We start from the raw sequence: 23,359 nt of genomic DNA, 5'->3' as shown, positions 1-23,359 counted from the left end.
TTGTATCACTTTAAAGTGGTGGAGCTGGGGGGATTTGAACCCCCGTCCGAAAAGCCTCGACCTTTGGTACTACATGCTTAGTATCGTCTTTTAGTTAACCTTTACAGCTCGGACGAACACGATCTGCAGAGGCGAGGCCGCTTAGTTTTAGCGCTTCAACCCCGGCCAGGGTTTCCATCGCGATCTTGTGTAGGGTGACACTTCAGAACCGGGCCCACAAGAATGCGCCGGAGAAGTGCTAGCGGGCTATTATGCCGCTAGAGCGTAGTTATCGTCGTTTGCGATTACTTTAGATTGCGGCTTTTTTACGAGGCCAACCGCACCTCGACATGCACCTCGGGCGTCTTGAATTCCGTCGAATCCTAATCAGCCCCTGAATTTGATATCTCATTCAGAGTGTAGGTGCAGTATAACTGAGTAATCTGTTTATACTCAAGGCATTAATCAGGATATTTTTGCTAGGTAGCTTTGAATGATGAAAAATCCAACAGGAAAAGTCAGTTTTTATACAAAATTTCACATTTGACGCATACAAGTTCTTAACATAATACTAAAGTTGTGCTCAAATAGGCCTGTTGTTACCTCATATAAAAAAATAATTCCGTAGCAACGAACAATAATAATAACAGGCCTTTTTTCAGGACTCCCCAAATGTCGATGTTTACGTTCGATGAGCAAAGTGGATATGTCTCTTTGCTTGAGCACCCGCGTGATGCTGGTTTTCCGGTGACCAGTTCGCAGCTTTTAGAGCTGTTCGAACAATCTTCTTATGCTGAGTTTGAGCTAATAGACGCAAATATAGGCAAATTATTCACACCAAGTAGCCAACATAACACTCAATCACTTGTCATTGCCAAAGCGGTAGACGCGTCAATATCAATTAGTGTTGATGAAAAGAATATGGTTGCAGAAGCCAGTTTAACAACGGCTAAAGGTGGAAAAATAATCAGCATGGACGATGCCCAAGCCGCTTTGGCCGATGCAGGTGTAGAAAAGGGGGTAAGCCTACGTGCTCTTGATACCTTTTTAGGGCAGCAATTTAAGCAACCTGCAGGTGCACATTACAGTGCAATTGTTGCCCATGGTCGTATGCCTAAAGATGGCAACGATGCAAAATTCGTTCGGCTATGCCCTACCGCACAAGATAGAGTATTGAGCCCACAAGCTAAGTCTGGTGGAAAGGTCGATATGCGTGATTTAGGCGCCATTATTACAGTAAACCCTGGTACGCCGCTTATGCAGCGTATCCCAGCGACCGCTGGTGAGAATGGTTTCACTGTTTGTGGTGATGTGTTACCAGCCTCTGCGGGTAAAGACTTCCCGCTTGAGCCCTTTGAAGGCACCCGTATTGACCCTATCAACAGTAATATGTTGATTGCTGACTCTAAAGGTGTGCCTGTTGCGCTTCCTCGTGGTATGCGCGTCGATGATGTTTTATGTTTTCATCATGTTGATGTTAGCACAGGTCACGTTGATTTTGATGGCAGCGTCATCATAAGTGGTGACGTTAAAGATGGTATGCGTGTTAAAGCGACGGGCGATATCACCGTATTGGGCTTTGTGGAGTCAGCCACCATTGAGAGTAAAAGCGAAATCACTATTATGTTAGGGGCAATAGGTCGCAAGCGCGAAAATAACGAAGCCTTTACGTGCAATATTGAGGCTACACGCACAATTTCAATTGGTTACGCGCAATACTGTCATATAAAAAGTTCTCAAGATCTGTTTATCGAACGTCAAGCATTGCATTGCGATTTAAGTGCTCGCAGGCTTATTCGTGTTGGTAAGGCAAATAACCCCCGCGGTAAAATTATTGGTGGTAACATTTTAGATGCTATGCGTATTGAAACAGGTGAACTGGGCGCGCCCTCGGGTACAAAAACCCGTGTTTTCATCGCTCAGTATTGGCATGACTTAAAGCAAAAACAGCAACAAATCAGTGATTTTGAAAAGTTATTGGCAACTAAGGCTAGTGCCCTTCAACAAGCTCGTAAAAAAGCCAACAAAATACCTGATGCCGCTCAACGCGAACACTACATCAATAAAATAACGGCAAGTGAGCAACAAATTAAAATAAAAACGGCCAATACAAAGAAAAAGAAACAATTGGTAAAGCTTAAAATTGCTCGCTTACTGGCCACAAGTCGTTTAAAGGTCAATGAGCTTATGCACCCAGGTGTCGAGTTAAAAATAGCCCAGGAGAGTAAACAGTTTTCACGTATTTACCCACCTAGTTTGATGCGCTATTTAGAAGGTAAAATTACTCAGACGTTTTAGTCTCTTGTTCGGCCGTATCGGCTTGTTCTGATAACGGCCAACCACCTAGTTGTTGCCAGCGGTTGACGATTAAACAAAATAACTCTGCGGTACGCTCTGTATCGTAAAGAGCTGAGTGAGCTTGTTTATTGTCAAACTCAATACCCGCTGCACGGCATGCTTTCGCTAACACAGTTTGACCCAGTGCTAACCCCGCCAATGAGGTCGTATCAAAGCTCACAAATGGATGAAATGGGGTGCGCTTAATTTTACATCGCTCAGTAGCAGCATTTAAAAAGCCATGGTCAAATGCCGCATTATGCGCAACAACAACTGAACGCTGGCAACCCGCGGCCTTCTGCGCCTTACGAACAGCTTTACAAATTTCTTTTATTGCTTCTTCTTCAGGCACAGCACCACGTAATGCAGAAAATGGCTCAATACCATTAAATTCGATAGCAGCTTGTTCAATGTTTGCTCCTTCAAAAGGCGCAACATGAAAGTGTAAGGTATGGTCAATACTTAATACGCCATCGTCATCCATCTTTAAAATCGAAGCGGCGATTTCTAATAGCGCATCGGTGTCTTTATTAAAACCTGCCGTTTCAACATCGATAACAACGGGAAAAAAGCCACGAAAGCGTTTTGCGAAAAGAGTTTGTTCAGTATTTTCCATAGTCTTCTTGGTTTGCCTGTGTAAGCTGGTTATTATGTCAAAAACCAAGGGGGCTCTGCTAGAGCAAATATGATGAAATAGCAGATTCTCACCGCGTTTTTAGGCACAGTACTTGCTTTATACTTACCGATTCCCCTCATTAAGTCAGCTTTTGGGGTGTTAAAGCAACAAAATGCCAAATAGTTGGCATTGATGATCAGTTGGAGAATACCTGTGATGAAGCCTTCATTACTTTCTTTAAATTTAGGCCTTTTAACCTTGCTCGCCAGTGTGCATGCTACTGGTGCTATGCGTGAGTATGCAGCAACTGCCGATACCTCAAACTGGCAAATGGTTAAAACGTCGCGCCTTGAATGCCAACTAAATCATGAAGTTCCCTATTATGGCGAAGCCATTTTCAGTACAGCTGCCAGTAAAAATAAAGATGTAAATTTTAATCTTGATATGGTGGTACGCCCAGATAATTACAGTATTGCAGGTTTAAAAGCAGTTCCGCCTCGTTGGCGAGCAGGATTGCCTGCCCGCGATATTGCAAATATGAAGCTGTTGCGTAAATTTGATGGCGAGCTGGGAAATAAAACAGCATGGGAAATGCTAACAGAGCTTGAAAAAGGCTACCAACCTACCTTTTACTACCAAGATTGGCAAAATACTGCCGACAAAATTGCCGTTGGCCTATCAAGTGTTAACTTTAAGCAAGCTTATTGGGCGTTTTTACAATGCCGCGATTCTATGTTGCCATACAGCTTTGAAGATATTTCGTTCACGGTTATGAACTACGAACCAAATACCAGTAAGCTAACTAAAGCCTCACAAAAACGATTAGAGAAAATTGCCGAGTACCTAAAACACGATACCGGCATTGCTTCTATTTCAATTTCATCATACACAGACAGTTATGGCGGTCGTTGGAACAACCTTGAGCTGTCTAAAAAGCGTGCCAAAGCGATTAAAGAGTACATTGTTGCTTTGGGTATCGATGAAAGCAAAGTCGATACCGAAGGCTATGGCGAAAAACGTCATGTTGCCAGTAATGACAACATTTTAGACCGTAATAAAAACCGTCGTTTAGTTATTCAAATCGCAAAAATGTGATAGCCGTTATTCGGCTATCACTCTCCTAACCCAAGTCTACTGGCTTTGCACGCTTAATGCGTTTTAGCCACTTATCTCCAAATTGAAAACAAGCAAGGCTCAACATAATAATGGTTGCACCGACAATAAGTGCGTGATCTATTGTTTCATTATTAAGTATTCCACCAATGGCAATTGCAAAGCTAGGCGTTATAAGGGTGGTTAGTGCCACCGTACTAGCGTTTAACTTTTGCAATACATGAAAATAAGCTAATGCGCCAATGAGCGACCCAAAGACACCCAAATAAATAATTGAATACAACGATTTTGCGCTCCACATATGGCTATTAAACTGCCCATCAACAACTAACCATGTAATAAAAAACAAAGGGGTTACAAAAACTAAAGCACCAAACGTTGTCGCCATCGGATGAATCGCTATTTTAACCCGCTTGATCATTACACCACTCAAGCTAAAAAAGCATACCGCCATGAAAACATATAACAGACCACTTAACTGCTCTACGCCACCCTGAATATGACGCTGACTGACTAAAAACAGCCCTATTAATGCACACCCTAAGGAGGCGAGTTTTATGCCACTGAATTTAGGTTCGTTAAGGATTTTTTGGGCTAGTAGCCCAGATAAAATAGGCGCTAAACCAAACATCAAAGAAATTAACCCAGATGGAACAGTTTTAGCTGCCATGTAGCTAAGTAGCATACCGCCAAAAATACCGATACTCGAATAGCCATACAAAAATAACGCACGACGGTGCCAAGGCACACGAATATTAGCCACGGCAACCACGAAAGCTGCCAACACCAACCCCACCAGCATACGTAATAGTACCGCTAAGGTAGGAGCAACGGTTTCACTACTCCAAACAATACCCAATGGAGTTGTAGACCAAATAACCACCATGAAAAAATAAGAGGCTCTTACTGGCACACGCTTATTCCTTTAAGAGGCGAAAAAAGCGGAAGAAAATTAGAGAGAATAACCAACCGCTTTGAACGCGGTTAGTAATATTTACTTTATTAACCGCAGAGCATAACTGACCACACGACTGACATTAGCAGGTGCATATTAGAGTTATTTGGTCGGTTATTTAGCTGCATTATAATAATTAAAAGTAAATTGAAGAACATTAAGAATCCGACTAAATAATGGTTTTGTCAATACGTGTTGATAAACTTTATCGAATAAAATTCAGCCACTAACTCACACTAGGTTTGCACTTGTAAATCATAAGTTACATTTAATTTCTTTGATTTATAACAAAACTATTTAAGTTTTATGAAACAAGTTATATCTTGCTTGCCTCTCACGAAGTTTAAGGGGCAAGAAGTGCTTAAAAATAAAACAATCGGCAGCATGTTAATTGTTGCTGGCACCACCATAGGTGCAGGGATGCTGGCATTGCCCATCGCCTCCGCAGGGCTTGGTTTTACAACAGCGTTATCACTCATACTCATTACATGGGCTTTAATGACCTACACCGCACTACTTATGCTTGAGTTGCATCAGTATGCCGACAGAGACGCCACACTCAATACACTCGCAAAGTCTTGGCTGGGCAAGCGAGGACAGTGGGTGGCTAATTTTTCAGTGATGTTCTTATTTTATGCGTTATGTGCCGCGTATATCGCAGGCGGCGGTGCGCAACTACAAGAGAAACTCAACAATGGTCTATCAATGTCTTTAGCACCACAAATTGGCTCGGTCGTATTAGCGATTGTGATTGGCACGGTTGTCACGCTTGGCACCAGTAAGGTCGATAAGCTTAATCGCGTGCTTTTTACCATCAAAGTATGTGTGTTAGCGAGCTTATTTTATATGCTTACCCCTTATGTTCATGGTCAACATTTACTCGAAATGCCGCTTGAGCAAGGACTGATTCTATCGGCCATTCCTGTGGTGTTTACCTCATTCGGTTTTCATGGCTCTATTCCGTCCATTGTGAAATACGTAGGCTTAGATATTAAAACACTGCGTAAAGTAATGATTGCGGGTGCTGCTCTGCCTCTTGTTATTTATATTTTCTGGCAACTTTTAAGCCAAGGAATGATGAGTCAAAGCGATTTATTGCAAAGTCAGGGATTGCCTGGGTTTGTAAGTAGTGTTGCAAGCATCGCACACAGCCCTCATGTAGCAACGGCTGTTAACATTTTTGCAGACTTAGCACTGGCGACCTCTTTTCTTGGGGTAAGCTTAGGTCTATTTGATTTTTTTGCAGACACCTTCAAAAAAGGTGACGGCAGTAAAGATAGAATTAAAACCGCATTAATTACCTTTTTACCGCCTTTGGGGTTTGCCTTATTTTATCCTCAAGGTTTTATTATGGCGCTAGGCTATGCCGCCATTGCATTAGTGATCTTAGCCGTATTTTTACCTGTTGCTATGGTTTACAAACAACGTTGCAGTCACTCTAATACGGGTTATCAAGTTAAGGGCGGAAATATAGGTTTAGTGTTAGCTGCATTATTTGGTGTATTGATTATCAGTGCTCAAGGCGCACAAATGGCGGGACTTATTCCAGCTATTGGTTAAGCAAGTCAAGCTCAAGTAAAAAAGCACCCGAGGGTGCTTTTTTACTGTTTGCTGCAAACCATGAAACAAGCTAAAACACCATGGCTTTACCGCGACCAGATGCTTCAGAGGCAGCATCTAGCTTACCTTCTTTGTTAATAATGACATGCATATCACCAAAACGGCGTTCATTGAGTGTATAGCCCATTTTCTCAAGCGCTTTTACTACACTTGGCTCAAAACCGCTATGATGCCTAATGACATTTTTTGGCCATAATTGATGATGGAATCGCGGGCTATTTACGACTTGCTCTGCGGGCATATTAAACTCAACAGCATTTAAAATAGACTCGTAAACTGAACTAATAATAGTTGTACCACCAGGTGAGCCTGTGACCATTTTAACTTTGTTATCTTTTAATAGCATGGTTGGTGTCATTGAGCTTAGCATACGTTTATGAGGCTGGATCTCGTTTGCTTCTCCGCCTAGAGCACCAAACACATTCATCACCCCAGGTTTGGCGCTAAAGTCGTCCATTTCGTCATTCAAAATAAACCCGGCCCCTGAGACAACAACACCGCTACCAAAACTTAAATTTATTGTCGTAGTATTCGCAACCGCATTTCCCCACTTGTCCATAATAGAAAAATGCGTGGTTTGCTCACTTTCATGAAGCCCTGGTTTGATATTCTCGGTCGTGGAAATTGCATCAGGGCGAATGGTACTTGCACGTTTTGCAAGGTAACTATCGGCTAATAAAGCTGTTTTTGGTACATCATAAAAGTCTGGATCACCTAAGTACTCTGCGCGGTCAGCAAACACACGTTTACCTACCTCAGAAAGTATGTGTACATAAGTGGTTGAGTTATGTACAAGCGGCTCTTTAGGTTTAGCAAGATCATACATTTTCAACCATTGCAAAATAGCAATACCACCAGAACTTGGTGGCGGCGACGTTAATACTTCAAAGTCACGCCATTTGCCTTTTATAGGTGTGCGAGACTTTGCTTGATACGCTTTTAAATCTTGCTCGGTAATGATCCCGCCATGTTGCTTCATAAAGCTTGCAATGATTTTAGCTGTTTCTCCCTCATAAAAGCCGGCTTTACCTTGATCACGAATGCGCTTTAAGGTTGCCGCTAATTCTGGTTGTTTAAAAAGCTTATCGGCTTTTACATCGGCAAAATAATCAGCAAAATTAACCTTAACCGATTTTTTCGCCATGCGTGCAATATAGCGCTCGATACTCCCTGCCAGCTTTGGATGAACAATAAACCCGCCTTCAGCGAGCTTTAGTGCAGGCTCAACTAAAGCCTTCCATTCTAGCGTGCCATGCTTCTGGTGTGCTAACCACATACCCGCCACACTACCGGGAACGCCACTTGCGTGAATACCATACACAGACATGTTATCAATCACATTACCTTTTTCATCAAGATACATATCACGATGAGCCCCAGCAGGGGCTGTTTCACGGTAGTCGATAAAGTCCCCTTTGCCCTCTTTTTGGATCAGCATAAAACCGCCCCCACCGATATTTCCAGCCTCTGGTAGAGTAACAGCTAGTACAAACTGAGCAGCAATGGCGGCATCTACGGCATTTCCCCCTTGCTCTAAAATGGCGCGTGCAGTATCGCTGCTGTAGCTGTCAGGCATGGCAACCGCTGCTTGCTTGGCAAACAATGATGTGTGAAAAAACAACACGGTAGCTACACATAACCCAGCCGCATACTTAGTTAAATTTGGCATGACACTTCCTTTTTGATTTTATTTTAAGCATTTATACATGCCTGAGCATGCAAATCAATGAGTTGCGTTCAAAGGCGTTAATTGCTCTTTTGAGCATGAATAAAGCACCGCGGGTAACTCGCCGTGTTCATCACTATGCTGATATTCTTTTACAAAACTAAGGCCCAATTTTTTCATTACGTTTATTGAACCTAGGTTATCCTTTAATGCTGTTGCAGACAGGGATTTGACCTCTTTAAACTGGCTTACTGAGTGTGCAACAGCAAGTGCTGCTTCTGATGCGTAACCTTTACCCCAGCTTATTTGTTTAAATCGCCAACCAATCTCTAGATCACTATAGTCAGGCTGTTCAAAAAAGCCCATAGGTCTCACTAGCACCCACCCTATAAACGTATTACTTTGAGTGATATTCACTTGCCACAACCCCCATCCTTTTTGTTCATTACGATAGGCATTCAAACGCGGAATAAATACGTCTTTGATCGATTGCAGCGAGGAGGTCTTGCCTCGTGTTAAGTACTTCATAACATCAGGGTCGTTATCAAGCTCATAAAGTAGCTGGGCATCATTTTCATCCATTAACCTAAAACTCAGACGCTTTGTTCTAGCTATGTTCATTTTTAATTGCTTATACTTATTTGAATGTTCATGAACCATTAGAGGAAAATATGAATAAATTAGCAAGCTTAGTTTTATTAGGTTGTGTAGCCTTGACAGGTTGCGAAGATGCCAACGAAGCTAAAAAGGACGCTGCCGAAGCTAAAGAAGAAGTAAAACAAGCACTAAACGATGCGTGGGATGAAGTAAAAGATACCACCAATGAGTTTAATGATGAATCTTTACAAGAGCTTCTGGAAGAAAGTAAAAAGATGGGCTTAAACATGTATGATGACGGTAAAGAAATTGCCATCGATGCATGGATTGAGAGCAAAGAAGCTGCTGGCGAGCTGTCAGAAAAAACTAAGCAAAAAGCAAGAGAACTTGCTGAAGAGCTTAGAGAAGCACGTGAAAAACGTGAACAAGAAAGTAATAATTAATAGAAAAGGGTAAGCAACTGCTTACCCTTTTACTTTACTGGTTAGACTATAGTTCAAAGTCTTTTTTGAATTTAAGACCAAACTCACTACGGTCATTGCTACGCATCACACCGACAAAGCCCGATTGCTGCAATCGACCTACATCATAAACTTCATTCAATACGTTTTCGCCATACAAGGTTACTTCAAAGTCACCGTATGGGTTTAAGTAAGAAATATTGAAACCTACAAGTTCACGTGACTCAATGTGTTCGCTTTGATTAAACACAGATTGACCCTGCATATCGCTGCGATATGAGTAATTCGCGTTAATAGCCAATGTACCGCCATTGCTTAAATCCATGAAGTAAGAAGGCGCAAGCATCACGGTCCATCGAGGAGTCAAAGCTGGAGAGTCACCTTTACCGATCCCCATTACGCCATCATCCACTTCTGTGATCTCTGAATCAAGATAACCAATGGCACTGCGCAGAGTAAAATCATCAGTGATGGCTATGGTTGTTTCTAGTTCAATACCCTGTGCTTTAGACTCACCGGCATTTTCAACAATCGTGACAAATCCGCCACCGGCTGTTGGATCTGAAAATGGTAGCGCTAAATCTGTGTAATCAGTTACAAATACAGCTAGCATCATTGAGATATTTTCGTGTACTTGTCCTTTTAAACCCACTTCATAATTAATTGCTTTGGTTTCATCAAATGATACAAATTGATCTGGGCCGCCAAATGGGCGAGGAGGAAAACCGCCTGTTTGATAGCCTTTTTGAATTTGACCATACAAGTTCATGTCATTTGACAGCTGATACGAGGCGTTGATATCCCATGTTACAGCATCAAAATCTGCGCTCACGAACTTACGTGATGGGAATGAAGGGAAAAGTGCATCAGCCTCTTTTTTATCTTTTGAATAACGAAGACCCCCCCCTATTGTCAGCTCATTAGTCAGATCATAGCTTGCATTGATGTACGCTGCATACGAGTTTGTTTCTTGGTTAATATCAAAAAAGCCATAGTCGCCAAATGATGGGGTAACACCGTCATTCAATAGCCCGTTGGGCGTGTTAAATGGGCTAAATACAAATGGACCAGAGCTGGTGAAGCCGTCTTCATTAAAGAAATATAACCCTGAAACGAAGTCCATATTGTCGAAGCTACCATTCAACTGGATTTCAAATGAATACTGATCTGCACCCCCCTCTTCAGGGAACTCTGATAAGTTGAGCGCGACTGCGTCATCATCAAGACCCCCTTCGTACTCTGATGTACGATAACTTGTAATAAACTTAGCAGTATAGGTATTGTTGATATCCCAGTCAGCAATCAGTGACGTACCCCAACCAGAATAAGCGGTTGACTCGATACCTGCTACAGTCGTTGCCAAATCATCCGGATCGCTTGGTAGCATGTCTGCTGTCAATAACGGGAAATCGCCGTTAAATGGATTGCTTGCATCCAGCGGGCTTGTAAGCTCAATAGTGTAAGGTGATTGGCCTGACTCGTTATCAACGCCATCTAAAGAGAAAGTTAACGATAAGTCATTGCTAGCCTGCCACTTAAGTGCCATACGGCCACTTAACTCTTGCTCTTCCCCGATCTCTTTTTCTGGATTGGCAAGATTAATAGCTTCACCAACACCATCACGCTGTTTATATGACACACTTGCCGACATACTAAGTGTATCAGTTAAGCTGTTGTTGAAATAAACATCACCTGCCAAACGACCACGGCTACCTACTTTAGCTGTTGTTGTAATGATACCTTCATCACCTGGTTGCTTAGTAATAATGTTTACCGCGCCACCAAGCGTGTTGCGCCCATATAACGTACCTTGTGGGCCACGTAACACTTCAACACGATCAACATTAGGTAGTGACAGGTTTGAGCCCATTTGACGACCTAAATAAACACCGTCGAGGTAAACACCGACACCAGGATCTGTGGTGATCACATGATCTTGCAAACCTATGCCACGGATAAATACAGAAGCATGTGCTGCATTACCGACACCATAACGCGTAATATTCAAATTTGGCACATACTTACCAATGTCTTCCAAATTACTCATATTCGCTTTATCAATAAGGTTTTCACCTATTGACGTAACCGCTGTGGGTGATTCAAAAATACTTTCGGTACGCTTACGCGCTGTTACTTCTATTTTTTCGAAAGCATCTTGTTTAGCGGTGGTTTTTTCTTGTTCAGCTAATGCTGATGTAGATAAGGCGGCGAATATCGCGACACTTATTTGTGAGAGATGACGTAATTTCATTTAAACTCCAAAGGATACCGTGTGTGTTTTTTGCCTGTGAATTTTAGGCATAAAAAAAGATGCTTAGCGTTAAGCATCTTTCCCTTGGAGGGATATTATATGTCAGTTTTGTGAAAACATGTATAATTTTTTTAAAATTAATGAAAAAGTGTATAAAAAAACCTCTTTTTGTTTCATGTTCAGATGAAGCAACTAAACATAACGCATTAGAAAACTAAACTAAAATAAACGCTTATATGAATAGATTTAATGAATAGTGTAGAGAAAAAATATCACCAACATTAATAATAGAGTAATTGCTTAACAGTTCAAGGTTTTAAGGCAGTCTTTGAAGAAATAAAGGAATATTTTACCTCTCGATTTAGAAAAAAATTTATATTTTTATTACTAAAAATGTCTAAAACAGCTAAACACCAGTACTTTTTAACTATCGCAATGTCTCAATCTAATAGTTGAAAACCATTCATTAAAACTATATTTTTACGGTAATTAATAATACTGGTGTGGATATGGATAATCTCGTTAATAGAAAAAACAACAAGTCTTACTCTGTGTGTTCTCTATCTTATTGTGTTGCTGATGAAAGTGAAACATTACTTATAAATTTTGACTCCCTCAATATACTTACAACACAAGAAATGATAGCTCAATTTATGAACGCACGTGGTTACACTAATCTAGTGATTTTTAATATTCCTTACGATGCTGATGTAACCTCCCTCAAAGAGTGGCCAAAATTAAAAGGTTTATTTTATCAAGGTACTGAGGAACATATTTTCAAACAAGGCCTAGAAGCGATTGGAAAAGGGGATTTATGGTTTCCACGAACAGTGTCTGACACGTGGATGAGGGAATTACTTGCATCTGAAGAAAAAACGACTTTGCAATCTAATAACCTCACTTTTAAAGAGATTAAAGTTCTTAATTTACTTTGGGGTGGTGCAAGCTCCCCACAAATTGCAGATTCGTTGTTCATCAGTGAAGCAACTGTGCGTGTTCATTTACATAAAATCTACCAAAAGATAAATGTTAAAAATAAGCAAAAAGCCCTGCAATGGTGCGAAAAGAACTTAAGTAAATTTAGTAGTTCAGCGGACTAATTTGGAACCTAACTGTATCGGAATAATGACCTGCAGCTTGATTTTGAAATTGGGCCAACTTTATTTTTAGAGGTAATAAAAAAACAGTTTGATCCGAAAACGAAAATGTTTTTACTGAGCGCTGTTTAAGATCGATATTTCTTCCATTCATTATCAAGGAATAGTCAATAGCAAAGCGACTTTGGTAGAGAGTGTGTATTAACTTCCCTTTATTCTCGGAATCAACTTTTATAGCGACATCTGCGTTTGTAACCACTTTCAGTGTGGGTAACATCGTGTATTCTTTATTCGCAACTAACTCTCCAAGATTAACAACGTTATGTGAACTACTGAAACCTAACAATGATAAGGACACATTGGCAGGTATGTTCACGTCAACGTTGAGTTCGTAATCATCCAACACCTCATTATTTTCATTCATTAATTGTAATGTTAGCCGATCACGATACTGACCTGCTTTGACGGGTGTACCAGCCGCTATAGTAAGCGCAAAGCTAGCTTGACCGTCTTCAACGGCTAATCTGCTTACTTGACCACTCAATAGCGAACTTGAAGAGGCAATATGATAAGGAATATGTTGATGTTGCCCGATAAATTGGAAGTTATTTTCACTACTTAGAGCCACATAATGTGTGCAATCATCAGTGGCTGTCGTATAAAGTGTGAGCTGTTTTTCTGCGTCCGTTCGTTGTAAGGAATGATACCCAGAGAGATTATCAACACCTTGCTGAATACTTTCTATTGTCGCATCACATGTTGCCCAACTGGATAAAGGCATGAGAAAGAAAATTAGTATCGATTTTTTAGCTAAACGCATTTTACTGAACATAAATAACCCCTTTTCTTTGTAATTGTTGACCCTTTATCACGTCGATTAAAAGCGTTTTGTGAGTGACGCTTTTCAAAGAAATCTGGTACTGACAAGGTTTAAGACCTGTTAAAGCAAAACGTCCGCTTTTACTGGTAAAGAATGTAAGAGGCTTTGCTGCTTCTTCATCAATACATTTTGCAGTACCCACTTGTAATGCCAAAGGCTCGTTTTCAGTTGTTTTCAGCGTTGCAATGATAGAAATATTTGCATCGGTGCCAACGGTCACAACATGGCCGCTCTTGTATGAAGGATAAAATGTGATTGCACCCGCCCCAATATCATAGCCAGGTGCTAAATCATCAACATCTAGGGTTACTGTGGAATTATCGTAAGCGTTGATATCACTCAGTAATATTGTATTAAAGTCAGCATTACTTGCTCTGTACTGCGATTCTGTTCTACCTAAACTGATCTTTTTGCCGGATAAACTACTATGGGCAGATACTAAGGCAAAACTATCTTCAATTGGCTTTCCAACAGTCCAACTTGTATTTGCAAATGCAAGACTTGCTGCACCACTTAAGCGGCTTTGATGATAGGCTGTACGCGAGTTTAACTGTTTGTAATACGTTCCGTGATCAAAGCTTGCTAGAAAACGGTTAGCATTGTATTGGGTATTTAGATCAAAAATAGCTTCGTTTAGCTCATTCCTTTCAAGTCCAGAGCGAACGCTCAATGCGCCTACATATCGTTGATTACCATCTTGATTAAACTCAAAGCGAGTCTTATCACGTTTAGATTGATGGCTAAGCTTCACTCGTCGCGTATTTGAAAACTTATAAGTAATAGAGGCACTAAACCCCCATTGCGACTGTGCATTTATATCTTCCCACTGCCCGCCAAGTGAATAACGCCATTGATGGTTAAATAGCTCTGAAGAGAGCACAAGACCTGCTGATTTATCAAACTGTGCTTGATCATGACGTCGTGAAAACGTGGAGTACAAGGATGTTTGCATTCTCATTTCGGACACAATATTAAGGTTAGCTTGAATAAAATGCTCTCTTTGGCTTAACCCGTCACTTTGTAATCCAGAAAAACTTTGCCTACGATAATCTCGATTTGTGTATTCATAGCCCAATGTAAAGTCTACGCCATTATATGATGGGTCATTAAACGTGCTATAAACTAGGCGATAGGCATAGCCATCATTTAAACTTAAGGTATTTTCAAAAGCTAATTGACCTAGTGGTGTGGCATAGATTTGTTTTAAACCAATTTGCTGAGCATCTTCATTACCTTGTGCCGACATACCTATAGTCCAACTTGGCGTCACGCCATAATCTAAATACGAAGACAGTAGTGGTTTTTCCCAAGCATAAGTTAATTTATCTCGTAGTGAGCTTGGAAAACCTAAATGGACCTCATATTCCAGTTGCCCTTGTGCAAACAAATCTAGACCTGTGGTCACTGTAAAATTAACCAGCCGAACCACACCTGCGCTATCCGTTATTCGCAGCACAATATTGTTATTACCTTCGTCAAGAGGGATATCGTTCAATGAGTAAATACCTGCTGCTAAATTCAAACGTTGTACTAAACGATCATCCACAAGCACGTCAACTGATGAGGGAGACTCAAGCGTAAAGCTTTGTGATGCACTTGGCCGAATCGGCCTGTCAGATACAAGAGAGAAATCATGAGCAAGCGATAGCCCTAGCATTCTAGTAGTGGATTGAAAATAACTTCCAGAACTATAGTTATCACCAATAGAAACACGCATCCCTTGCTCAGGTAAGTCATGAATTAAACGTGTTCCAAGACGTTTAAAGTTACTTTTTTTATCATTTGACTCATATTCGGCTTCGTTCTCTAATACCCAACTGTGGAAGTTTATAACTCCTTCGGGTCTTACAGTCAGTTGCCTTTGCGTTAAATCTCGTTCTTTATCTAGTTGATACAAATAGCTTGAGCGTAGATTTAAATAGCCGCTCACGGAGGCTGGTTTTGTGGGTTTTAAGCCTTGACGATAGGACATCACACTTAGACTTTTAGGCTTTGTCATTAAAAGTGGCACAGTTATATCTAAACTAAAATCGAGCATAGAGAACGCCACTTCAATACCTATCTTTTCTAACTTATCAACATCAATAAGCTGCTGTGAGTTAGCTTGGTTGGCAATATTTTCTAGACTTTGCGCGAATAACATTGGCGCAAAATGCGGCTCAATCTCAGGCCACTTCAAAACTAACTTATCCTTTGGTGTAACAATCAATGTAATGCTGCCAATCGCGTTTTTATTAATCCGTGTATCAACCGTTAATTCAATAGGCTCTGATGTGGGGTTGATCTGCCCATATATAGGTGCAGCCAAAACGAAGAAAACAAAGCAAATATAGGCACGCATATTACTTTTTCAAAGTGACTGTAGGAGAAGTTAAATCGACATGTCCTTCTTTTAATATTGGAATAGAAACATGAGAGATGGCAGAAGGCGCAAAGAAAACATCGTAGCCCAATGCTTTTAGTTGCTGTTTATCAAAAGTTAGTTGCGGCTTATCCTTGGAACTAATAATGATTTCATACTCACTTAAACGTGAGGCCCCATCGCCAACATTACGAACATCAAAACTACATTGTTTTTCAAGACAGTCGATATTCTCAACGACTAAATTAGCCTCAAACGCTTGTTGATGCACGTGCACAATCATATTCACGTTTAATAACATTGTTAACTGCGACACCTCGCTTGTTTGCCCAGACACAACTTGTTCAACCAAAGTAACTTGATATGTTTTATCTGTTTTAGGGGTATCACCGTTCCAGCGAAACTGAATGCGTTGCTGTTCATTTTTCTTAAGGTAAATCGTGGGTGGAAACACCCAGATCGGTGGCTCGTCAAGATAATGGAATTGAGGCTGCTGCTTTGAAAAGTCAACCTCGTACACTTCTATTTCAAACGCTAAATCACGGTTTAACGTATTCCTTACCCTGCTATATGCTGGTTGCGAGGTCATCGTTGGATCTAAAGTAAGCACCATGGGGGTGACTTCTATAGCAAAACAAGATAGCGACATAAATAAATAAGCAACCAAACACCAGCGCATTAAAATAGCACCTCTAACTGACTATTTTGCGGTGAAAACTTAGCCGGCACTTTTATAGTTACCTCACGCTCAGAGTGCGGTAATAATAGCTTGCCACTCAAGGCTTTACTGAGCTCTTCACCTTCTAATAAAAGCTGCTCTTCTTGATTTTTAAAAAGCCACTTTGCTTGGGAAAGGCGTATAAATTTGTCACCTTCATTTTCAAGTAATATTTTCCAAACACCCGCTTGTTGCAACTGCTTTTCTTTAACTAATAACTTAGCCGTTGCTTGTTCTGGTACGACATTAAACAGCGTTCTAAAACTTACCGACATACCAACACCAGATTGTTTAATTTCATTAATATCGACAGGAACTTGATCAACAGCTATACGATACGACTTTGATACTGATATAGCGGGATCACCAATATAGCGGACCAATACAGATTGAGTTTTTCCAGGCTGAACGATTGTCGTCATAGGAATAATCAAAAAATCTTCCTCGTTAAGCTTCAGCTCTTCATCGCCCGCCTTGTTGATTTCTAAATCAAACGCTGTGAGCTCAATAGTTAATGGTTCATTTGAATTATTCATAACTCGAATTCTTTGCTGTGAATTTGAACCTGAAGGCTTTAACTCAGCAACCATGGGCTGAACTTGGAATGCATAACTATGTAATGACCAAAAACAAGTCAAAAATATGATTAAAAAGCGCATATGATCTCCCATAAAAAAGAGCAGCATTAGCTGCTCTTTTTTCATCAAGTTTAGTTAGCTGTAATAGCTAACATTAACGTATCAGCATAAGTACCAGAGAAAACTGGGTTTTGCGTAATAGTTAACTCGATTGTGCCTGCAACACCACCGGCAGCTAGAGCAAAAGAGCCTGGCTGGCTTTGCTCAACGCTTTGGTCGTTATGACCATTTTCAGCAACAAGTGTAAAAGCGAATGGGTTCGCATTTAATTCAGCAGTGTAGCCTACCCCTTGGTCTTCGCGGTCTGCGTTTTGTAAGTGACCTTCGGCTGTCGTTAAAGACATTGTTGCGCCGTCAGCATCGTTACACTGCAAATCAAAGCCAATTGTTTTTGTTTGATCTTTTGCTAATGCAGGAAAATAGGTTGTTGTGTTTACATTGCTAACTTCACAAATTGACTCAACTGCACCACCAACGTTTAGGTTTTCCGCTAAAGCAGTACCAGAAGTAAGAACAGCGATTGCTGAAAGTGTGATTAATTTTTTCATTAGTTTATTCCTTATCCATGTTATTTAAGCATTATTTCTTAATGACTTACCAAATTCCGCCAGAACTGGCAGCTGGGGTCATTTCTATACGCAAGATATCCTTATACTCACCTGCATATATAAGTGGCTCTGTTAACTCTAACTGTAAATTCATCGTCTTCTTAAACAAGATTTGGTCAATATTCAGAGTGTGTGAATCGACAAGATTTCGCGCTAAAAATGATTCACTTAGCGATAGCCCTGCAACTGACAAGCTTACCCTGTACCCGTTGACTTTCCTGCCCTGTAAATGAAGTAATCCGCCATGCTCAGAGTGCAATGACATCCTCATTGGTGAGTTACAGTTAATAACTAACTCAGTGCTAACCAAACCATTATGTGGAAACTGCAAATCATTTTCTTGCATTGTAAAACCGCACTTTGCTTTTATGTATCCTTCCAATGTTAAACTCACATCATCGGAGGCTACACTGTAAAAAGTGCTGAAAATGAAAAGAACTAACATGCATTTTTTCATCATTCACCCATATCCTTTGAGCAGGTTTGTTAACACGGAAGAAGTCTAAAGGAGTTTTTCTAGAAAGGTTGTTGCTATTTGCTTAGCTTATTTATGAGCTCCAAAAAAATAGACAGAGGCTGTTTATCAATAGAGGCTAAACAAACGCTAATTTCATACCCACAGAGGCTAAGCCCAACACCTCATTCATCTAACATTCAGCTTAAAATTCAGGTAATATTCAGCTTCTTCTACTAGAAATAATGCTATAAATGGGCTTTAAACAAATACCACGACAAATCAGTTAGTTTGTATAAACAAAAATAAACTTCATAACAATTAATGACTGTATCTAAAGCCCGTTTACAACCAAAAATTCCACTCTTATTGCTTTGTATTGAGGCGTTGAACCTTGCATTAATACATCTTCTGGCTTTGCGCCTAAGTAGACATAGACCGCCAATGTTAATAATAAACCGACAACTGCGAACATCATTAGAACCGCAGGTATTACGTACTCAACTTGTCCTAGAACAGCCTTAAACATAGTAAGTAATGCCTCTATTGAGACTGCAATCAAAATCGTTGAGATAAACCGTGTGATTGTTCGTCTGGTTGAGCTGTAGCGAAAAATAGCTTTATGCATGAGGATCTCTTCCTCCAAAATAGTTTTCCCAAAATCAAAAATAGCTAAAAAAGCTAAGGTGACAAAGATAATGATAGTGAAAGGCTGAATTGGATCTGATTGACTGTGTTTTCCTAGCAAAAGAGAAAACATGTCAGCAAACAGCTTAAAGAGTAAGTAAATCACTAGGCTGGATAGACAACTAACAATCAAGCTATAACCGACCTTAAAATAAGGTGTCATATTTGCGCTTTGTATCTCCTATGATGAACTCAACCAATTCAGTTAGGCTCACATCTACAACTAGAAGTAATTATCTTGCTAATCAGCGTGTATTGTCTTCACGATTGATATGCATAAATGCTTTGTAGCAGTTGAAATATATGGGAGGTAAAATGTGTATCTACGTTGGTAATTGCAACCAAAAGTAAGGGCATGCGATCAGGTCTTGTTCTGCGTATCCCTCTATCGCACTTAAATAAATCACTATCGTCATGTTATACCAATTCGCTTAATTAAGTGGTCTATTTTGAGGCAATAAAACCTCGTTGATAGCAAGGCAAAATTTCGTTATTTAGTTGTTCTAAATCAGAAATTTTTAACGCCGGTAGCGACAGGTTTAATCCCTCAAAATGATTAAGTATTATTGCGGATTGGTATTATTCACCTATCAGTAAAATACTAACCGAGAGTACAAAAAAGGAAAGTTCAAATAGAATTTTTCTTTTTCAATGAATATAAACACAGGAAAAGCTTTTGCCACATAAATGCACAAGACGAGTAGAAAGAGTGAAAAAACGAAAAAAGCCGTTACTGTTAAGTAACGGCTTTTCAAATTTGGTGCGGATGGGGGGACTTGAACCCCCACGGCCTAAGCCACCACCCCCTCAAGATGGCGTGTCTACCAATTCCACCACATCCGCATACAATTTTTGTATGTTGTTAAGCGTTATTATTACTTGAGGAAAGTAACTGCTTAACCTAATTTAGCAACGCTAATTAGTTTGGTACGTCAGAGCTTTTCTCTTCAGTAACAGGCACATCATCTTGTGCTGGTGTTACTGTTTCAACAGCTGGCGCAGCTTCTAGGTTTTCCCATTCGTCAGTCTTTTTAATTTGACCGGCTGTAAGGTTACCTAGAACAATACTTAACACAAAGAATACTGTGGCAAGAATTGTCGTTGTTTTAGTCATAAAGTTACCAGCACCAGATGAACCAAACACAGTAGCAGAAGCGCCTGCACCGAATGATGAGCCCATGTCTGCGCCTTTACCTTGTTGGATTAAAACCATACCTACAAGCGCTAAAGCAACGATTAAATAAACTACTAATAAAATTTCGTACATCTTATACGGTCCCTTTTGCACTCTCACAGATTGCAGTGAATGAGTCTGCTTTTAGACTTGCGCCGCCAATAAGGCCGCCATCTATATCTGGTTGTGCAAATAATAATTCGCTATTTTTTTCATTCACGCTACCACCATATAAGATGGTTAGCTGCGCGGCTAAATCGCTATCTAGTGAAGCGACTTTTTCGCGGATAAATTTATGCACAGCTTGAGCTTGCTCAGGTGAAGCAGTTTTACCTGTACCAATGGCCCAAACGGGCTCGTATGCTACCACAGAATTCTTCAGTGCTGCTACACCTAATTTATCAATTACAGCATCAATTTGTGCTGCAACCACTAATTCGGTTTCATTTGCTTCGCGTTGTTGCTCACTTTCACCAACACATAATATAGGTGTTAAGCCTACTTCTTGCGCACGAGCGAATTTTTCTGCAACAATTTGGTCTGACTCACCGTAAATGCTTCGACGTTCTGAGTGACCAACCAATGCGTATGTGGCGCCTAAATCTTTTATAAGCTGCGCATCGACTTCACCTGTAAATGCACCTGCTTGATTCTCAGATACAGTCTGTGAGCCAACAAGCACATCACGTTGTAGCAAACTACTCATCAATGGGAATGGTGGAAAAACCACAATATCCAGTTCATCCGATTGAACGTTTTTAATTGCCTGAGATAACTGTTCAACGAGCTCTAATGAGCCGTTCATTTTCCAGTTACCTGCAACCATTGGCTTACGTGTTGCCATAATTCCACTCCACATTAGAAAGCGGGCAAGATACTAACTCGACTTGCCCAAAGTTACAAGAGGTTATTGTTATACCTCGGTTTGTTTGCTCACAGATTCGACAACTTGAGCGATTTTCTGTGCATTATCGAGTACAATTTTCTCTTGGTCAGCTTCGACCATAACACGCACAACGGGTTCAGTGCCTGACTTACGAAGTAATACACGTCCAGTGTTACCAAGTTTTTCTTCAACCTCAGCCACACAGTCAATCACCGCCTGAGCTTGAGTAGGATCGGTTCCTTGAGGGTAACGAACATTAATCATTTTCATTGGGTATTTTGTGAAACCCGCACCTAGGTCTTGTAATGTTTTATTTTGCGCGACCATTGCTGCAAGCACTTGTAAGCTCGAAATAATGCCATCGCCTGTACTAATTAAATCAAGGTTCAATACATGGCCTGAACTTTCGCCACCTATTTTCCACCCTTTCTCTTGTAACAGCTCCATTACATAACGATCACCAACTTTGCTTCTGGCAAAATCAATACCGCGTGACTTAAGTGCATTTTCAAGCCCCATATTAGACATGACAGTACCAACAACACCACCACCTAGCATGTCATCATTTGCAGCTTGGCAAGCAATAATATAAACAATATCATCACCGTCAAATACACGGCCGTTATGGTCCACCATCATGACACGGTCGCCATCACCATCATAGGCAATCCCTACATCAGCATTGTGTTCAAGCACTTTGCGTTTAAGTGTCTCAACATGAGTGGCACCACATTCAAGGTTAATATTTACTCCATTCGGCTCGCATGCATGACAAATCACTTCTGCACCTAGTTCTCTCATCACCGATGGTGCAATGTGGTAGGTAGCACCGTTGGCACAATCGAGGACTATTTTTAACCCTTCAAGTGATAATCCTTGCGGGAATTGGCTCTTACAGAACTCAATATAACGACCATCGGCCGTTTCTAAGCGGCGTGCTTTTCCGAGTTTATCGGATGCAACACACGTCATCGGCTCATCCATCATGGCTTCAATTTCTAGCTCCACATCATCAGGGAGTTTTAAACCCCGACTTGAAAAGAATTTAATACCATTATCATGATAAGGGTTATGAGAAGCACTAATAACAATACCCGCTTCAGCACGGAACGTTTGTGTAAGGTATGCAACCGCAGGAGTCGGCATCGGCCCGAGTAGAACCACATCAATACCTGCGGCAATTAAGCCTGCCTCAAGAGACGTTTCTAACATATAACCTGAGATGCGCGTATCTTTACCAATGATCACTTTTTTGGTGCCAATCTTTGATAAAACTCGTCCTGCAGCCCAACCTAGCTTTAGGGCAAACTCAGGTGTGATTGGATATTCCCCAACCATACCGCGTACACCATCCGTGCCAAAATATTTTCTTGTTTTACTCATTTAAAAATCCTTTATTACACGCCTGCCAAACGGTTAAGGCATCTACAGTTTCTAATACATCATGAACACGGATGATCTTTGCGCCATTTTGCGCGGCAATAAGTGCGCCAGCAAGGCTACCTGCTAGGCGTTCATCTGTGTCTCTATTTAGTAAATTACCTATCATAGACTTTCGAGATAAGCCCGCTAAAACAGGTAGTTTGAATTGATTAAAATCATCGAATTTGTCGAGGATTTGATAGTTATGTGCCAATGATTTTCCAAACCCAAAACCTGGATCTAGTATAATTCGCTCTCGCTGAATACCCGCTTGCTCACACGCTTCAATACGCGCAGCAAAAAAGCTGTTTATATCAGCAAACAAGTCATCGTATTGCGGGGCCACTTGCATTGTGCGAGGCTGCCCTTGCATGTGCATTAAGCACACTGCCACATCTGGATACTGAGCGAGCACCTCAATGGCACCAGGCTCTTGAAGAGCACGTACATCATTTATAATATCTGCACCTGCTTCAATAGCTTGGCGCATAACTTCACTTTTGCTGGTATCAATTGAAATAACACAATCACTGTGTTCACGAAGCGCTTTTACAAGCGGAATAACTCTCGCTAATTCATCTTCTAACGAAACATCTGGTGCGCCAGGACGGGTTGACTCACCACCAATATCAATAATTAAGGCACCGTGCTCTAGTAGTCTGCTAGCTTGGTTGACAGCGCTGTCTAATTGACAATAGCTGCCGCCGTCTGAAAATGAATCGGGTGTGACATTTAAAATTCCCATCACAACTGGGGAATCGAGGTGTAAAGTGCGACCTCGGGGTAAATTAAGAACGGTCATTTATCACCTTTACGACATGTATAGCAATGGCTAAAA

21 protein-coding genes, 1 tRNA gene and 1 other RNA gene are annotated in these 23,359 nt (G+C 40.8%); 5 read left to right on the top strand and 18 right to left on the bottom strand.

The features are described 5' to 3' along the window. Positions 1–16 precede the first annotated feature (16 nt). Positions 17–374, bottom strand: a transfer-messenger RNA (tmRNA) gene (gene ssrA, locus L3Q70_RS05930). 277 nt (positions 375–651) lie between these two features. On the opposite strand from ssrA, the gene L3Q70_RS05925 reads away from it, so the two are divergent. After that, positions 652–2,277 carry a FapA family protein gene (locus L3Q70_RS05925; protein WP_062570588.1) on the top strand — a complete coding sequence of 542 codons (1,626 nt, stop codon included), beginning with the start codon at positions 652–654 and terminating at the stop codon, positions 2,275–2,277. Here the strand turns inward: L3Q70_RS05925 and rnt are convergent. Further along, entirely contained in the window at positions 2,261–2,932 is a 672-nt protein-coding gene (rnt, locus tag L3Q70_RS05920) for a ribonuclease T (protein WP_237115056.1), read from the bottom strand. The two genes, L3Q70_RS05925 and rnt, sit on opposite strands and share 17 nt — an antisense overlap. 216 nt (positions 2,933–3,148) lie before the next feature. Between rnt and L3Q70_RS05915 the strand changes: the two genes are divergently transcribed. After that, positions 3,149–4,027, top strand: a complete 879-nt coding sequence (locus L3Q70_RS05915; protein ID WP_237115243.1) for an OmpA family protein — start codon at positions 3,149–3,151, stop codon at positions 4,025–4,027. Positions 4,028–4,052: 25 nt separating this feature from the next. On the opposite strand, the gene L3Q70_RS05910 is transcribed toward L3Q70_RS05915, so the two are convergent. Next, the gene (locus tag L3Q70_RS05910) at positions 4,053–4,958 is read right to left on the bottom strand and encodes a DMT family transporter (protein WP_237115055.1); all 906 of its coding nucleotides are present in this window, start codon (positions 4,956–4,958) and stop codon (positions 4,053–4,055) included. Positions 4,959–5,357: 399 nt separating this feature from the next. On the opposite strand from L3Q70_RS05910, the gene L3Q70_RS05905 reads away from it, so the two are divergent. Then, entirely contained in the window at positions 5,358–6,560 is a 1,203-nt protein-coding gene (locus L3Q70_RS05905) for an aromatic amino acid transport family protein (RefSeq protein ID WP_237115054.1), read from the top strand. 70 nt (positions 6,561–6,630) lie between these two features. On the opposite strand, the gene ggt is transcribed toward L3Q70_RS05905, so the two are convergent. Further along, complete coding sequence (gene ggt / locus L3Q70_RS05900) at positions 6,631–8,289, bottom strand: gamma-glutamyltransferase (RefSeq protein ID WP_237115053.1); 1,659 nt, start codon at positions 8,287–8,289, stop codon at positions 6,631–6,633. Between the two features lie 54 nt (positions 8,290–8,343). After that, a complete protein-coding gene (locus L3Q70_RS05895) occupies positions 8,344–8,907 on the bottom strand; it encodes a GNAT family N-acetyltransferase (protein ID WP_237115052.1) in 564 nt (187 codons plus the stop codon). 50 nt (positions 8,908–8,957) lie between these two features. Here L3Q70_RS05895 and L3Q70_RS05890 point away from each other — a divergent pair, with 50 nt between their 5' ends. Further along, positions 8,958–9,326 (top strand): hypothetical protein, encoded by a 369-nt coding sequence (locus tag L3Q70_RS05890; protein ID WP_062570582.1) that lies wholly within the window; start codon positions 8,958–8,960, stop codon positions 9,324–9,326. Between the two features lie 46 nt (positions 9,327–9,372). Here L3Q70_RS05890 and L3Q70_RS05885 read toward each other — a convergent pair whose 3' ends face one another. Further along, entirely contained in the window at positions 9,373–11,595 is a 2,223-nt protein-coding gene (locus L3Q70_RS05885) for a TonB-dependent receptor (RefSeq protein WP_237115051.1), read from the bottom strand. 509 nt (positions 11,596–12,104) lie between these two features. Here L3Q70_RS05885 and L3Q70_RS05880 point away from each other — a divergent pair. Then, positions 12,105–12,695, top strand: coding sequence for a LuxR C-terminal-related transcriptional regulator (locus L3Q70_RS05880; RefSeq protein ID WP_083515360.1), 591 nt, complete (start codon positions 12,105–12,107; stop codon positions 12,693–12,695). Here L3Q70_RS05880 and L3Q70_RS05875 read toward each other — a convergent pair. The 12 genes from L3Q70_RS05875 to folP form a co-directional block, all read right to left on the bottom strand. Then, positions 12,676–13,524 carry a hypothetical protein gene (locus L3Q70_RS05875; protein ID WP_237115050.1) on the bottom strand — a complete coding sequence of 283 codons (849 nt, stop codon included), beginning with the start codon at positions 13,522–13,524 and terminating at the stop codon, positions 12,676–12,678. The two genes, L3Q70_RS05880 and L3Q70_RS05875, sit on opposite strands and share 20 nt — an antisense overlap. After that, positions 13,514–15,913 (bottom strand): fimbria/pilus outer membrane usher protein, encoded by a 2,400-nt coding sequence (locus L3Q70_RS05870; protein WP_193988595.1) that lies wholly within the window; start codon positions 15,911–15,913, stop codon positions 13,514–13,516. Before L3Q70_RS05870 ends, L3Q70_RS05875 begins: the two co-directional genes overlap by 11 nt. Position 15,914: 1 nt before the next feature. Next, entirely contained in the window at positions 15,915–16,613 is a 699-nt protein-coding gene (locus L3Q70_RS05865) for a hypothetical protein (protein WP_062570577.1), read from the bottom strand. After that, a complete protein-coding gene (locus L3Q70_RS05860) occupies positions 16,613–17,311 on the bottom strand; it encodes a fimbria/pilus periplasmic chaperone (RefSeq protein WP_062570803.1) in 699 nt (232 codons plus the stop codon). Before L3Q70_RS05860 ends, L3Q70_RS05865 begins: the two co-directional genes overlap by 1 nt. A gap of 50 nt (positions 17,312–17,361) precedes the next feature. Next, entirely contained in the window at positions 17,362–17,838 is a 477-nt protein-coding gene (locus L3Q70_RS05855; RefSeq protein WP_062570576.1) for a hypothetical protein, read from the bottom strand. Between the two features lie 46 nt (positions 17,839–17,884). Next, positions 17,885–18,358, bottom strand: a complete 474-nt coding sequence (locus tag L3Q70_RS05850; RefSeq protein ID WP_237115049.1) for a hypothetical protein — start codon at positions 18,356–18,358, stop codon at positions 17,885–17,887. Between the two features lie 328 nt (positions 18,359–18,686). Next, entirely contained in the window at positions 18,687–19,202 is a 516-nt protein-coding gene (locus L3Q70_RS05845) for a hypothetical protein (RefSeq protein ID WP_062570575.1), read from the bottom strand. 595 nt (positions 19,203–19,797) lie between these two features. Beyond that, a tRNA-Leu gene (locus L3Q70_RS05840) sits at positions 19,798–19,882 on the bottom strand. A 76-nt stretch (positions 19,883–19,958) separates the two neighbouring features. Further along, the gene (secG, locus tag L3Q70_RS05835; RefSeq protein WP_062570574.1) at positions 19,959–20,306 is read right to left on the bottom strand and encodes a preprotein translocase subunit SecG; all 348 of its coding nucleotides are present in this window, start codon (positions 20,304–20,306) and stop codon (positions 19,959–19,961) included. A 1-nt stretch (position 20,307) separates the two neighbouring features. Further along, a complete protein-coding gene (gene tpiA, locus L3Q70_RS05830; protein WP_237115048.1) occupies positions 20,308–21,057 on the bottom strand; it encodes a triose-phosphate isomerase in 750 nt (249 codons plus the stop codon). 69 nt (positions 21,058–21,126) lie between these two features. Continuing rightward, entirely contained in the window at positions 21,127–22,482 is a 1,356-nt protein-coding gene (gene glmM / locus L3Q70_RS05825; protein WP_062570572.1) for a phosphoglucosamine mutase, read from the bottom strand. Next, positions 22,475–23,323 (bottom strand): dihydropteroate synthase, encoded by an 849-nt coding sequence (gene folP, locus L3Q70_RS05820; protein WP_193988592.1) that lies wholly within the window; start codon positions 23,321–23,323, stop codon positions 22,475–22,477. Before folP ends, glmM begins: the two co-directional genes overlap by 8 nt. Positions 23,324–23,359 lie beyond the last annotated feature (36 nt).

This window comes from Pseudoalteromonas sp. CF6-2 (assembly GCF_021729425.1).
Classification (GTDB): Bacteria; Pseudomonadota; Gammaproteobacteria; order Enterobacterales; family Alteromonadaceae; genus Pseudoalteromonas; species Pseudoalteromonas arabiensis.
Note: the sequence above shows the minus strand (reverse complement) of the source record. Positions and strands in the feature narration are given on the sequence as shown.